At 42.5% G+C, this 12,649-nt stretch carries 15 protein-coding genes; 6 read left to right on the forward strand and 9 right to left on the reverse strand.

Going from position 1 to position 12,649, the window contains the following annotated elements; all coding sequences use genetic code 11:
• The 9 genes from H6G26_RS32965 to H6G26_RS33005 form a co-directional block, all read right to left on the reverse strand.
• The coding region (locus H6G26_RS32965; protein WP_190735096.1) for a response regulator at positions 1-218 on the reverse strand (218 nt) is incomplete at its 3' end.
• A 224-nt stretch (positions 219-442) separates the two neighbouring features.
• Positions 443-2,287, reverse strand: coding sequence for a hypothetical protein (locus H6G26_RS32970; protein WP_190735098.1), 1,845 nt, complete (start codon positions 2,285-2,287; stop codon positions 443-445).
• Positions 2,284-2,832, reverse strand: a complete 549-nt coding sequence (locus H6G26_RS32975; protein WP_190735100.1) for a hypothetical protein — start codon at positions 2,830-2,832, stop codon at positions 2,284-2,286. Before H6G26_RS32975 ends, H6G26_RS32970 begins: the two co-directional genes overlap by 4 nt.
• Before the next feature lie 24 nt (positions 2,833-2,856).
• On the reverse strand, positions 2,857-3,573 hold the full coding sequence (locus H6G26_RS32980) for a hypothetical protein (protein WP_190735102.1): 717 nt from the start codon (positions 3,571-3,573) through the stop codon (positions 2,857-2,859).
• 12 nt (positions 3,574-3,585) lie between these two features.
• Positions 3,586-4,029 (reverse strand): hypothetical protein, encoded by a 444-nt coding sequence (locus H6G26_RS32985; protein WP_190735104.1) that lies wholly within the window; start codon positions 4,027-4,029, stop codon positions 3,586-3,588.
• Positions 4,030-4,286: 257 nt separating this feature from the next.
• Entirely contained in the window at positions 4,287-4,538 is a 252-nt protein-coding gene (locus tag H6G26_RS32990; RefSeq protein WP_163932945.1) for a hypothetical protein, read from the reverse strand.
• Positions 4,539-4,642: 104 nt separating this feature from the next.
• Entirely contained in the window at positions 4,643-4,786 is a 144-nt protein-coding gene (locus H6G26_RS32995; protein ID WP_190735106.1) for a hypothetical protein, read from the reverse strand.
• Positions 4,787-4,860: 74 nt separating this feature from the next.
• On the reverse strand, positions 4,861-5,445 hold the full coding sequence (locus H6G26_RS33000) for a hypothetical protein (protein WP_190735108.1): 585 nt from the start codon (positions 5,443-5,445) through the stop codon (positions 4,861-4,863).
• Complete coding sequence (locus H6G26_RS33005) at positions 5,442-5,819, reverse strand: hypothetical protein (RefSeq protein ID WP_163932951.1); 378 nt, start codon at positions 5,817-5,819, stop codon at positions 5,442-5,444. Before H6G26_RS33005 ends, H6G26_RS33000 begins: the two co-directional genes overlap by 4 nt.
• A gap of 293 nt (positions 5,820-6,112) precedes the next feature.
• Between H6G26_RS33005 and H6G26_RS33010 the strand changes: the two genes are divergently transcribed.
• The 6 genes from H6G26_RS33010 (at position 6,113) to H6G26_RS33035 (ending at position 11,984) form a co-directional block, all read left to right on the forward strand.
• Positions 6,113-6,289, forward strand: coding sequence for a hypothetical protein (locus H6G26_RS33010; protein ID WP_167306215.1), 177 nt, complete (start codon positions 6,113-6,115; stop codon positions 6,287-6,289).
• A 591-nt stretch (positions 6,290-6,880) separates the two neighbouring features.
• On the forward strand, positions 6,881-10,036 hold the full coding sequence (locus H6G26_RS33015) for a plasmid replication protein, CyRepA1 family (RefSeq protein ID WP_190735115.1): 3,156 nt from the start codon (positions 6,881-6,883) through the stop codon (positions 10,034-10,036).
• A gap of 331 nt (positions 10,037-10,367) precedes the next feature.
• The gene (locus H6G26_RS33020; protein ID WP_190735117.1) at positions 10,368-10,868 is read left to right on the forward strand and encodes a hypothetical protein; all 501 of its coding nucleotides are present in this window, start codon (positions 10,368-10,370) and stop codon (positions 10,866-10,868) included.
• Positions 10,869-10,908: 40 nt separating this feature from the next.
• Entirely contained in the window at positions 10,909-11,121 is a 213-nt protein-coding gene (locus H6G26_RS33025; RefSeq protein WP_190735119.1) for a hypothetical protein, read from the forward strand.
• 19 nt (positions 11,122-11,140) lie between these two features.
• Positions 11,141-11,770, forward strand: a complete 630-nt coding sequence (locus tag H6G26_RS33030) for a hypothetical protein (protein ID WP_190735121.1) — start codon at positions 11,141-11,143, stop codon at positions 11,768-11,770.
• A gap of 70 nt (positions 11,771-11,840) precedes the next feature.
• Positions 11,841-11,984, forward strand: coding sequence for a tyrosine-type recombinase/integrase (locus H6G26_RS33035; RefSeq protein ID WP_347242545.1), 144 nt, complete (start codon positions 11,841-11,843; stop codon positions 11,982-11,984).
• The last annotated feature ends 665 nt before the right edge of the window (positions 11,985-12,649 follow it).

Consider the following 12,649-nt stretch of genomic DNA (forward strand, 5'->3'; position numbering starts at 1 on the left):
GTTTTCCTTTTGATTGAGCGAGTCAGTTCTAAACCACTCATGTCGGGTAATAATAAATCAACTAACACAACATCAGGGTTGGTTTGTTCAATTAACTGAAAACCTATCTTCCCGCAAGTTGCATCACCTGTAACTTCTATATCAGGAAATTGCGAAATAGCAGCTTTGATGCCTAAGAGAGTGAATATTTCTGGTTCAACAATTACTATTTTCAGCATAATCTTGATAATCCTCTAATAATAAATGGCTGTTTATTCGGTTATTTCTTATTGGTGTCTAGCGGACACGTACTAGACACTTGGTGTCTGGGTCGTGTCTGGGGTCGTGTCTGCTGGTGTCTATGCTATACAAGGGTTTTGAGCTTTGGTGTCTGTGGTGTCCGGTGTCCAGTGTCCGTTAAAAAAGGGTGTTTTTGAGGCGAGACACCAGACACCCTTTGCAGTCAAATTTGATTAAGCTTGATAACACCCTCGGCTATCCAGTCCGCCAATCCTGCCCCCACAATTTCATACATCCAGCCCTTGATTTGCTCTACAGTGAATCTCTCACCGTTCACTTTAAAATTGCCCTTGAACTCTCTTACATCAGCTTCTATTCGCTCAGTTCTGGTGAGATATTCATACAACTTTTGCGCCATTTGTGATAGCTTCTTAGGTTCATCTTGGGTGTCACCTGCTTTGTTACCAAGATTGAATTCCAGTTCATAAATCCGCTCTAAAGTGGCTTTATCGATGGTTGGCGGTTCATCACTGGCCAAAGGTTTATCAAGCCGAAAATCAATTCGCTTGTGGTCAAGTTTAGGCAGTTCAATATCAATCCATTGCCCATGCCCAGGTAATTTAATCTTGCCCTGACCACTAGCTTTAGCTTCTGTCGTGATTGGGTCAATAGTTGCGATTAGTTCTACTTCTAACAGTGCCGCATCTCGAAGTTTTGATAATCCTTTGGCTTTAGCTAAGATTTCCATTGTGCGGTCGTGAGCTACAAACAAAGGAATCATTAATTGTTTGCGAGATTCAGTCATGGCACAACGAAACCATTTACCAATAAAATCAGGGTCGGGCTTCCATTTTTCATCCGGAAAATCGTCTGGCATTGGCTCAACAATGTTATCTGTCCAGGTCGTAAACTCCTCAGCGACTACACAGAAATGTTGGTTTGTGTCTCTTAAGTGTTGCGTCCATTGCTCCTCAACCATTCCGCTTTCACGATAGGCTTTGTAACGGCGACGCATTTCCACCATGTACCATTGCATAAAGTCGGCTATTTCCCTGTAACCAGTAATCAGATTCACCCCCCGCCATTCAACTTCAGTCCCGTGCGGGTCAAGTACAAAAATTTGATTCCAGCCAGCAGTACGCTTATGCCAGATAATCTCTCTAGTAGTCCAGGACTTACCTGCACCCATGCCACCAAAAATCAGAGTGGGGTAGCCGATGGTGTTGTTAATCCAGCGATATTTGTCAGTGGGAGCGATCGCTTGGTTGTCTGCTCCAGTAACTTTATCGTTGGGGTCAATCGTCCCCGCTAAAGTCTGACTCCCTTGCAGATAAGGGGTTTTCATCTCACGCAACTGCTTAATGTAATCTGCTTTCTGTTGCTCGGTCATCCCAGCCGTTTGCGCCTCAAAAATGGCATCAGTTGCCTCCATTTGCGTGACTTCAATCTCAGTGTGGGCGTAAATCTCGGCTTTGGTGATATCAACAGTGCGATCATTAGCGATTAGATCCAAGTCGGCTTGTAGTTGGACTTCTGCGATCGCAACATCTCGATAGCTCTCTAGTAACTCGGAACGTGCAGCCATCTCTGCTTTTGCTGCGTCCCGATGAAGGGCAATGTCTTCAAAAACTGCTCTCTGTTTCTCCTCATTCTGGCAATGGCGAAGCATCCAGCCAGCAAGCGCAAACCCCAGGAATCCGCCAAACGCCCAAAACGGCTTACATGGGTTGGTAGCTTTGACTAAGCCGTTAACTCCGGTTGCTGGGTCACGTACTACTTGGCGCGGCATTCCTTCTTGTTTCCATTGCTCCCAGTAATGGGGGGTCATGCGAAAGGGCCGGTTATCTTTGTCTTGACACACCAATGTTTTTGAAGGAGTTTTGACACAGAAATAAATTCTGTCGCTACTCGTTCCTTTCCAAGCCATCGCAGCTGATCCAATACCAACAGTCAGACTCAGCCCAATTGCAACAGCTTTCTTGTCCATTGGTAACTGTCCGAACCACTTCATTAAACCCGATTGTTGCGATTCGGATAACTGTTTATGTTTGTCACTTAAATAGTTCATTTACCTCTTTTACCAGCAAATAGAAAAAACATTAATATCGCTAGAAATATGCCCTCGGATGCACCATCCATCCAACTTGAAGATTCAGCAGTTTTTGGCTGATACACCTTTTCAATTGAAGTATTAGCTGTTTGTGTGGAAGTTCTCGCTTCATTCCACTCACCCAACGGGTCGGAAAGCGCACACAATAACGCTAATGACGCACTGCAACCAGTCATTAAATTAGTAACGAAATTATTGAACCCTTCACCTGTTGCAGTGGCAGTAAAGTAGAGGTGTGCAGTCCCAACAGCTAAGAACATTCCAACTGGGTGAACTTGCAATAAATGAAAAGTGAAAATAACTGCACTGTTTAAACAACTGCCAGCGACAATTTCACAAGCATTACCAGCACGTCTAAACGTCCGACCTCTGTTATTTTCTGGTAATGGTGGTAACTGTTCGGGTTGTTGATGCTGCTTAGTTGATTGTGGTGTTTGTGCCAGCCCTTCATGCAAAAAAGGGCTGACGCTATGAGGATCTTCATTTCGTTTCCTTACTAGCATCAGCCTGTGTCCTTCAACTAATAGTTATCGGTCGCCCAACTTCTGCCACAAGTTACCCAACATTGCACCCCAACCGCGAACTGTTCCTGTTGCAGAAACACTTGACGATGGTGCATGATTTTGGCTAGTAACTGGTATGACTTCCTGGGGTGCAAGATTTGGTTCTAATGCCCTTGAGCCAAACCGCGCACGGGCTAAAAGTTGTTGACGTTTCTCTCTCAGTCCTGTTGTGATTGCTTGCCTTTCAGCTTGCACAGTTTGCTTATTTTCTATGCTGCTTATTTTATTTTCATGTCTCCACAATTCGGCTTGTAAATCATGGTGTAATTGTGTAGCAACTTCGGTCAGCGCGTGTTTACGTTTCTGATCAATTCGCAACAAGTCCGCTCTATCTTGGGCATCTATTTTACTCATCTCCGAATCAAATTCCGAATTGAGTTTGCGAATCTTGGCGATAGCACCCGCAACATGAGAGCCGTATTGTTTACGAAGTTCGACCCAGGTTACTTGTCCTTTGGTCAGCTTCTCCATCGCCTCAAAGACGACCTTGGCGTTATCTAAAAAAGGCTCTAACCTATCTGATAATTCTTGGGCATTATTGGCGTAATCTGCGAACTGTTCTAGCTTGTTTATATCAGAGAGATAGCCCAGAATATCAGACTCAAACCCTCCCCATGCTTGCGCTTTCTCGTCAATGTGGCTTGCATGACCAACTACCGGATTACGTATTGCAAAGTCCATTGCGTTATTCTCCTAATAAGGTATGTTGTCGTAGTCGATAGCACCATCAGAGTCTGGTGCTTCATCCCAGTAACCCATCTCTTCAAATCGGCTATAAATTCTCGTTGCTAATTGCCTTACGGGGTCGTCAACATCATCAGAAATTAAATCAAATCTATTGGAGCCAAACGCCAATATATTTGCAATGTCCGCGTCAATCCCATTACCTAAAAATTGACCAAATGCAGCAGAGTATGGATGGTCATCAATAGTTGAATGAGTTGCTAGAAATTCCGTTCCAGTGAAAGGTGGGTAATCTTCACTCTCGAATATTGGCTTGGAGAGTGCCTCAATATCTGCCGAAATCATTGCTGCCCATTGTTCAGGATTTTCTACTTTGAATTGCTGCTTTCTTAGAGCGGAGTCGGTCAGAGGTGATTTGCCCCAATCGTTGGGATTTCTGTAATCAAGTGTCATTTGTTAGAATCCTTGTAACGATGTGTACTTGATGCACTTTCGGATGAGGCAATCGCACTTACTTTGGTCGGTCGGGGCAATCGCTTCATTATCAGTTCTCACAAAACTCATTTAATTCAAAAACCTCTCTCTGCACTTGGTTTTGGCTTAATTCTTTTCGTCTGCCCTTTGAGTCATTGAAAATGAAAGGTGCATTGACTCTAGAGTTAGAAAGGTGGCTGTAGCGGAGTTGTTCACCACGGAATTGGTACAAATGATTACGCTGTAAGGCTGTCGTTGAAAGCATTTGGTTGTCCCTCAACTTGGGAATATAACTCGATATTTAGGATGGCTTCGTGAATCTCGAAGAGTGCCTGAATTGCGTCACCGAGGCGGAGGTCATTTGACGTAGTGAATCGCTCTGATGCCTCTAGTCTCATGTACTCTGGTGTTGCCCTCAACATCCTCAAACTCTCTTCTTTCCCTTTGAGAATTGCTAAAATTTGCTCTACAGTCAAAATTTGCTGCATAGATATACGCTCCAAAGAAACTAGGAATTGTGATGCAAGCTATTAAAAGGACTGGGCGGATTTTGAAAGCAAGCCACTGATAATCAGACTCTAATTTGTCCCTATTATTGTTTGTTTTGGTTGACATACATTACTAAGCCCACAGTAAATAACCCAACTCCTAAAGGTGATATACAAGCAGCTACACCACCAATTAGGGAGAGGGTAGCCACACCGGAATAGAAACAAACTTCAGTTAGTAAGTGCATTTTTCTTTCCTTTGAAATGAAGTGCAAGAGAAATAGAAATCTGGCATCGGATAATGCCATCTTTGAAGCAATATCTAGGGGTTTGCTGCTAGGTTCAGAATCTCTTGCAATGACTTTTGAGCAGTTCGCTGTTTCTGGGTTATTCCCCGTTGGGACAAAAAATCTTTGGCGTTCACTCCTTTGATGGAATGAGCAGCAGTCACAAACTCGGTTGCAAACTGATCTAAATAGCTTTCTAAGCCATCTCTGACAGTGTTGGAATGAATTTCTACAAAGTTGTCTACGACTGCTTGACCACTCAAATAAGCGAGGGTAGAAGCTATTTTCTCAATGGTCAGCACGTAATTACCAGCAAATTCCTGAAGGGCATTGACAGTACCATCAATAATCTGTTGCTGTTGTTCTATTGGTAAAGAACTATCGCTAGAAGGAGCAATCGCAGCTACTTCCCCCGTGTTTTGTTCAAGAGCCTTCTGCTTGAATGTGTTGGCTAGGGTTTCAAATTCTGCCAAAGTTATTTCCTTGAGGCTATCAAAATCATCGGGATAAGCTTCAGTGAGACTGAATCTGACAATCTCCTCAGCAACTCCCAAACGTTCGGCAGATTCTTTAATAGAAATCATTTCTGGCTTATTGGTTTTAGTGGAATTAGGACTCATGCAGCTGTACCTCTTTGAATTACTTGGGCGAACTGTGCTTGAAACTTGGCTTGACTGAATTCCTGGGGATACTTTTTGATGTAGTTCTTTACCCGTTCGACAGAACGCAGATTAGCCATCACTCGTCCAATGCGGGACAGAACCCAGCTTTGGTACGGGGATAATGGGCAAGAGCGATCCGTACTGCCATCAGTTTTTACTGGGTAGGCTTGCCGATAGCCATCTATGCGGTAAAGAGCTATGCCGTCCCAACTGACCAAAGTTGAACGGGCAACATTAAGAATTCTTGCGAGTTCAGATTTTGTAACATAACTTGAGCAAAACAAACCAGGGGAATCTAAATCAAGTCCCCGTGAGGAGTTTGACGCTTTCATAGAGCATCTATCGGTTAATGGACAAATAGTGACTGATGGTCAACGTTAGGTACTGACAAAGGTAAGACAAGCATTTGATAGTTACCGTTACTTTGTCAGATCCACACGCTAAAAGGATTGATTTATATAGCTTTTCCTTGCTCGGTGGACAGGCATCAGCTAACGGTGCTTGCTGTTTTCCTGTCTTATCTGTTATGTTAATTCATAGGTGAATCACCTGTCAATATTTTGATTCACCATTGGAAAATAAGACTCAAAGGATGAATAATTAGGCATGGTATTTTAATTTGACTATGCCTTCAAAAAAGCCGCAATTGACCATTCGTATTGAGGAGGATGAGTATTTATATTTACAAGAATGGGCACAAGAAGAATTTATGACTCCTCCTCAACTAGCAAAAATCCTTCTCAAAAAAGCTATTGCGTCAAAAAAGAAAGAAAAAGGAGCTAACAAAAGAGAAACAGCATGACAAAGGAGAACCAATCAGATGATGTAGAGCGAGAAGAGCGAAAGTTTGATCCAGTTACAGATGAGAGAGATTGTTCAGTGGCAATTGTTAGCCAGATTGCAATATGTGCCTAATGTTACTCGATAATATGCTGACTACCAGACAACCTCTTAGCCCCAACCGAATAACTTCTATTTATGGTCTTTAACCACTTATTTATGGTCTTTAATCCCTGGAATTTGAGCCAATAAAAACCAAAAAGCCTGCGAGGTGCAAACTCACAGACTTTTACTCAAATTGTTCATTTGAATTTGGTACGTACATTGTGGCTTCGGTGCTTCCAACACCTACCACACATCCACCCCGCTAGAAAAGACAGAGTGTAAACCCCCACTGGAGTAAGAATCAAGTGGAGCCTTCCCTTAATTATAAATGTCTATTATTTATTTCCAACAGATTCCTAAGAAAAAAGTAACAGGCATGAAGGCTTTACCCAAACTACTTGGCTCTTTCCCCTCTACCGCACAAGTTACGCCAACTGTTCTGTAGATAAAAGTTAACATTCAGTTTTTTCTTGGCGAGGGCAATTTAACCCCTGCCAGGAGAAAGAAATTGAAAAATCTATCAAGTGTTCTACCATCTGCTCAAAATCTACTGCCAGTAGAAAGCTTAAGTGAGTTTGCCAGCAGAATTGAGCGAGAATTTCTTACCGACTCTGCGATCGCAATTTCTCTGTACACTGATAACATCCGCATCGTCTCCGACATAGAAATTAGTGCTGGGGGGGATGTCTCAACCCCAATCCACGATGCACTGAACTGGAAATATACCAGGTTTGGGCATCAAGCCAAACCCACACTCCACGCCGCAATATTTTTTAACGAAGACGGTAGCCCCTGGCAAGGCAAACTCAGTAGACCCAGGACTGATGCTCAAAAAGACAAAGAGCAAAAATACGAAACCCCAATTGGCAACGGTTCACGGGCTTATCTCCCCACCGTCAACCGAGAAAATAGACGCTTAATAGCCAACCGCTACGGCGTAGAAGTCCCCCCACCAGGAGAAAGTTTTTGGGACTGGCTAGAACTCCACCCAGAAATCCCAATCATCATTACAGAAGGGGGTAAAAAATCCTTATGCCTGCTGTCACAGGGGTATGTAGCCATTGCCCTTTACGGAATTAACGGCGGCTACCGCAGCAAAGATTTATTAGGCAACCAAGTCTTGCCCTATCTAATCTCAGATATAGCACGATTTGCTGTTAAGGGCAGAAAATTTACCCTAGCCTTTGACCAAGACACCAATACTCTAACCCAGAGACGGGTTAACGCTGCGACTTTCCGCTTTAGCCGATTACTGACCGCCGCCGGTTCAATAGTTGATATCGCCATCTGGGACGGTCAAAAAGGACTGTGTAAAGGCGTTGATGACCTGATAGTAACGAAAGGCGTGGCTGCTTGGTCAACAGCCTTAAACCAAGCCCTTTCAGTAGCACACTGGCAGTTGTGGCAACGCTTAGAAAATCGGTTAACTTACGAACCCTCATTAAAACTAACCACAGCCGACTTATCCACCTTAGAGATCAAAAACTTACCCGACTCAGGAATTATTGCCATCAACTCAGGCAAAGGCACTGGTAAAACTAAGTTTATGGCCAAAGCAACAGCGCATTCTCCGAAGTTATTAGCACCGAGTCACAGAATTGCGCTCGTACAGAATTTATGTGCCAGGGCAGATTTAGATTACCGAGGCGACTTAGATAAAGTCAACGGCAATTTTATCAAAGGATCAGCTTACAGTTTCCGAATTGGTTTCTGTGTTGATTCACTCCTAGCCATCGACCCGAAAAAATTTGCTGGCTGTGACTTAATCATTGATGAAATTGTCCAAGTTGTTCGTCACTTACTAACTTCTAGCACCTGTGATAAAGACGGGAAACGTCCAGCATTACTAGCGAGATTTGCAGAATTAATTAGAGTCGCCCGCCTGATTATTGCTGCTGACGCTGATTTAAACAACCCAACCCTAAATTACCTCTGGGAACTGCGAGAAGAACCAGCCCCAATCTACTTAATTTGTAACGACTATCAACCCAAACCCTACCACGTCACATTTATTCAAGCCAAAGACAAATCAGCTGTTATAAACGAGTTAATCCAAAATGCACAAAACATCTTGCCAGGTAAGGCGCTATATGTCACCACAGATAGCAAAGCCACCAGCAAGACAACAGCGCGACTCCTACAAAAACAAAATCCTGGTATTAGAATCCTGCTGGTTAACTCAGAAACCAGTGGCAATCCAGACGAAAAAAGGTTTTTGAAAAATCCCGATGCAGTATTAGCTTCGGGGTTATATGACGTAATTATTTGTTCTCCCACAGTCGCCACCGGAGTCAGCATAGAAATTCCAGATTTCATCGAGAAAGTCTATGGAATTTTCACCGGCGCATCATCCACTGACGCTGATATGTCCCAATCTCTAATTCGCGTGCGAGACAACGTAGACCGCACGGTTTGGTGTGCCAAACGTGGGACAAATTATTGTAAAGTTTCTCGCTCCAGTAATTATCTAGAAATTAAAGCACAATTACAACAGAGAACAGATGCCACAGTTAGCTTAGTCCGCTCCAACCTTAGACCAGATATTGTTGAAGGTATTGCTAATTTCGATTGGCAATCAAACCCTCATGTTAATTTGTATGCCCGAATTAGTGCCGAGCAGAATTATTCGATGATGAATCTAGAGGATGCACTGCTAATTCGACTCAGACATGAAGGGCATCAGATTACAATTGATAATCGAGAATCAGAATCGGCAGTCAAACTGTTACTAAAGTCAGCCAAAGACGAAATCAAACAAATTGAAGCCAAAGACATAGTAGCCGCCGCAGATTTAACTTATCCAGAAATTGCCCTGCTAGAATCCCAAGAATCTGTCTCACCAGAAGACGCACTAGCAATTAGAAAATATTATCTGAAAGATTTCTACTGCGTAGACGAGCTAACTATAGAACATGTACTTTGGGACAAAGAAGGCCGACGACGTGGGGAACTGCTCAACTTAGAAGCGCAACTTTATCCCGAATTAGGAGTTGACAGAACAGCCAAATCATTAGAGAAACAAGCTAATTGGAATCAAGCTGTTTGCCCGTGGGATATTTCCGGTACAGCACTGCGGCGCTCTATGCGAGAAGCATTTGGATTAAATGACTTTTTAGATCCTTTTAAAGAATGGACTAAAGCTGACCTCAAACCCTACGCCGACAAGATTCGTCTCTATGCCGCAGAAATATTACACCATCTCAACCGCACCATCAGCGACAAAATGAGTGATGTTCAGGTTGTGCATCAGATGTTATCGCAGTTGGGAATCAAAGCAGCTTTTCGCTGGTCGAGGTTTGAGCCGGGGTTTGAGAGGCAAAAAATTAAAGTCTACCGACTTGATCCTGAAACTTGGTCTAACCTGATGTCCATATTAGCTAAACGTGCCGAACGACGTGAAAGGCTGAAAAATCTTGGAGAGTCTGATGGATCAGCTATGTCTTTTAATACTCAAAATAATCTAGGAGATCCAAATCAACATCATGCCAAATCACTTGCAGAGAAACTAATTGGACATTTTGTGACAGTTCAGGGAGATGATAACCACTTAGAGGTACAGAGTTTGACATTAAACCTCTTGCTCCGATGCAGGAACTTGTCAAACAATGCTGTGGTTTTATTGCCGTTCACTGAACTTATGCCTGTAAATAACCAGCATGGTTAAGCAAAACTCATGTAGCCATTTCTTATTTGAGACATGAAAGCCTGACTGTTAAGAGGATTGGAGAGCCAATGCTGTGCATCGCTGTTGCACGGTCGGAGCTATTAACAGTAGACATTACACAATTTGGCTTTAATGTGGAATGCTGCATGAATCACGAGCCAAAATGATAAGCCAACTATAAAATTTACGAACTTTAGAAGTATGTTATTTGCCTGATATTCAAAACGCTTTAACAATTATTCTAACAATTGATTAAGTCTGAGCAATGCTAGAAGACAGTCGGTGTAATCTGTTATCAAACAGGACTGATCTAGCAGTCAAATGATTTTATATGCAAGAGCAAACTATAAAAACTGAGCAGATAGATTCTGTTGTTGAGGCGATCAAGAAACGCATTCAAAAGGCTTCGGAACTGGCTACAGAGTGTGATTCGGATGCAAAAAAAAGCAGTAAGTATAAGCGTACAGGTCGTTGGATGAATACAACACTCGGTCTTTTAGCAACATTAATAGGCATTGCAATAGCACAAATTCCCGAAGATGCACCACCTTCTTATCGTATAAATCTTGGTTTATTTAGCGCCATAGCTGGGTCAGCAGTAACTACTGCCGGGCAGCTCGTTGATCCAGCAAGAGCTAGACAGCGTGCCATTAGTTTACAAACCCTAAAGTTGCAACTCGAAAATTTCTCAGAGGAGACTAATATACTGTTTCTGGGGTTGCAAGAGAGCAAGGAGCTAGATAAGAATAAGCTGATGGAGTTAAACAGTACAACAAGAGATAAATTCACTAAACTTCATGATGAAGCTTTAAAGTTTGGAGTTTATGTTTGAGTTGATGGATTCTTGGACATGAAAGGTATGGAGCCGAGATTTGAGTAATTTTCTACAAAATGGTTTGGAAACTCTTGCCCTGTCTGGTTTTGATAACTTGTTACTTTCGAGTCAAAAAAGCCGTTATTTACAACATAAAATCAAGCCTTTTCAGGTCATCTTGCAGGTTTTTGGTCGCATCTCGGCTCAATACCTATTTCTGTACCAGATTCACACAGGAAAGTTATTTTCAGCAGCATACTGGGAACTATAACTAATAATTTGTGGTAAATATGATTTCAATTTCAGATATTGTGTCCTTAATTCAGTTTGTCTTAACTCGACATGAAAAAAGCAAGGAAGACCATGAAAAAAGCAAGGAAGACCGTCAATCATTTTTCAGAAACTTTGTGGAGCCTGCATATGCTGAACTCGAAGTTGTGCATAAGAACTATCTGGAATGTTTTCAGAAATACCGCAATCTAATTCAAAACTCGGAAGAGGCATTGGATAAAAACCATAAAGTATTAGCTGAAATTAAGCAAGACTCTCTCGAAAGCCAGGGGCTTCGCCATAAACTTCAGAATGTGGCTAACGTATTTTACAAAATGCCAGATATGGATCGAATTATAAAAGAGCAGCAAGATCCAGTCTTTGGCTTCGCTGCAAAAATTTTATACTACTTGCTGCTTCGAGAAAACTCACCTGAAATCTTGCTAGGTAATAGCAGCCTACCTCCTACTAATGTAGTGAGAAAAGTAGTGTATGTGGGTTTAGCAAAAATTTTTTGTAGCTCCGATGTTCAAGAGAACAAAATTAATGCGGCAAAGAACACACTTAATATAGTACAGCAAGAACTCAATAAAAATTATGGTTACATTCATGAGCTATATCAAGAGTTAAAAGTTAATTTGCTGTCTTAGAAATTAAAGTGATTTCCAAAAATCTAATCATTATCGCCTAACTGCTGATAAAATCCTCAGAGATACCTGTGTGCGTCTGGGCATCAAGGGCGTAAGTACCCACAGCTTTCGGAGAACTGCGTTAACCAGGATGAGCGATGCCGGGATACCGTTGCGTCACATTCAGGAGACATCGGGACATCGGACTTTGGCAGCTTTGGAGCGATATCGGTAACTGAGAAGCAGAAGCAGAACGCTATCTCTGCTTTGGATTTTTGAATAATGTAATGTAGGGGTAAAAGTAGCAAGCCTGTCATGAGCCGCCACGCAACATCTGAAAGCCTTGTGAATTAAGAGTTACAGAAATAAAATAGCTCTTTAACCCGAAATTATAAGAATTAGCTTGTTTTTGCAGTACCAATTGACCTTTAGGCTATTTGGTACTGCATTTAGGAACGTAGCCATGCGGGTTTCAGGCTGTAAAAATCAGTGAGGTTTAAATGGTACAGCTTTAAGTGTGCGTCCAATTGGTCAAAATCTCATTTTCGGGTAAAAGTTGAAAAATTTTGATGAAACTATCTCTGGGTAACGTTTTCAGCCGTTGCATGGCGGTTTGTAGCAGCTTCGCTACTTTCTCCCCTAGTACTGTGCCTCACCCAATCAACCAAAATTTAACCCTCCCCTTGTTCGCTCGACTGCGGCGCTCGAAACTTTGTCCGCTTACCAATACCCAACTGCTAATTTATTCAGTCAGATTCAAAGTTGAGCAGAACAGCATCTGCCTGGAACATTTCGTCTCTAGCTTTTAAACCAATATCTCGACGGATACTGTCTAGAATTTCTAGACCTGTGCGTTGGCTGTTGGGGTAGGGAGTCCAGATGGCGTTGACTGTAATTTCA

Origin of the sequence: Nostoc sp. FACHB-888, assembly GCF_014696655.1 — a bacterium.
In the GTDB taxonomy this organism is placed as follows: domain Bacteria; phylum Cyanobacteriota; class Cyanobacteriia; order Cyanobacteriales; family Nostocaceae; genus Nostoc.